The following is a 1,576-nucleotide window of genomic DNA, read 5'->3' as shown; positions in this document are numbered from 1 at the left end:
CGCTACGAACTGCTGGGCGCGGCGCGGCCGGTAGAGGCCGGGCCGGTCGGCCACGTGTTTCGGGTGCGGCTGCCGCTGCTTGAGCAATGAGCAATGAGCAATGAGCAATGAGCACGTCATACTGAGCTTGCCGAAGCATCGCTACTGCAACTAACCAAGGCGATTGCAACGAAGCGGCAGCGGTGCTTCGGCTGCGCTCAGCATGACGTTTTTCCCATTTCTCCCTTCCCTGTTTCTAACCTGCCCCATGACCGTTCTGCTCCTCGAAGACGAGTACCCCGCCGCTGAGCGCCTGCAGCGCCTACTGCTGCAAGCCGCGCCCGCGGCGCAGGTGCTGGCCGTGCTCGACACCGTGGCCGGGGCGCTGGCCTGGCTGGCTACCCACCCCGCGCCCGACCTCATCCTCAGCGACATGCAGTTAGCCGATGGGCTGAGCCTTGAAATCTGGGAGCAGGCCGTGGTGCCCAGCCCGGTCATCTTCACCACGGCCTTCGATACCTATGCCATTCGCGCTTTCCAGGCCCACAGCGTGGCGTATTTGCTCAAGCCCGTGAAGCTGGCCGAGCTGCAGGCCGCCCTGGCCAAGCTGCGGCAGTGGAATCAGTTAAGAGTTAGGAGTGAAGAATTAAGAGTTGATTCGGGAGAAGTCGGCGCATCATCTCTTAATTCTTCACTCCCAATTCTCAACTCAATCGAGCATTTGCTCGATGCGTTGCGGCCCTACAAAACGCGGTTTCTGGTGCGGCAGGGCGAGCAGCTGGTACCTCTGCCCGTGGCCGAGGCCGCGTGGTTCATCAGCCGCAACGAGACGGTGACGCTGGTGGCCACCGATGGCCGCCGCTTCGTGCTCGACTACACCTTGGAGCAGCTGGAGAGCCGGCTCGACCCCGCCCGGTTCTTTCGCCTCAACCGCCAGCTGATTGCCCAACTGCCCGCCGTGCGCCGCCTGCACCCGCACTTCGGCGGCAAGCTGCTGGTGGAGCTGCACCCCGCCCCGGCCGAAGAGGTGCTGGTGAGCCGCGAAAAAGCTCCGGCGCTGAAGGCGTGGCTGGAAGGATAATGTAACATCCTAACGTCACGCTTCGACAAGCTCAGCATGACGCTCTTTTTTCGTTCGACACTACCTATCGAGCCAGCTCTTGAACACGTTCACCTTCTCGCGGCTTACCAGCACCTGCGCGTCGGGCGCGGCGGGCTTGAGCACGGTTTGCAGGCGTGAGTTGGTGTAGTGAATGATGTCCTGAATGGCCGACTGCTGGGCCAGGTAGGCGCGGTTGAGGCGGAAGAAGCGGCGCGGGTCGAGCAGGCCCTCGAGCTGGTCCATGGTGTAGTCGACCACGAATTTGCGACCCTCGGTTGTTTGCAGGAAGGTAGCTTTTTCGAGGCTGAAGAAGTAGGCAATCTGGTCGAGGGGCACCACTTTTAGGTGTTCGCCCACGCGCACCACAAACTGGGTTTTGTAGCTGGCAGCGGGCGCAGTGCTTTGCTGCATCTGCTGCATGAGCTGAGCCAGCAGGGCGGGGTCGAAGGCTGGGGCTGCGGGCGTAGGGGCCGCGGCGGCGGGCACCGAAGCGGC

2 protein-coding genes are annotated in these 1,576 nt (G+C 62.8%); one reads left to right on the top strand and one right to left on the bottom strand.

The window, feature by feature from the left end:
* Positions 1 to 247 precede the first annotated feature (247 nt).
* Positions 248 to 1,060 (top strand): LytR/AlgR family response regulator transcription factor, encoded by an 813-nt coding sequence (locus ACYVDE_RS22240; protein WP_460503723.1) that lies wholly within the window; start codon positions 248 to 250, stop codon positions 1,058 to 1,060.
* 60 nt (positions 1,061 to 1,120) lie between these two features.
* On the opposite strand, the gene ACYVDE_RS22235 is transcribed toward ACYVDE_RS22240, so the two are convergent.
* Positions 1,121 to 1,576: LytR/AlgR family response regulator transcription factor (locus ACYVDE_RS22235; protein ID WP_460503722.1), on the bottom strand; the 456-nt coding region annotated here is incomplete at its 5' end.

The sequence above is a fragment of the Hymenobacter agri genome (assembly GCF_054778495.1).
This window is presented reverse-complemented; position numbering and strand designations above follow the sequence as displayed.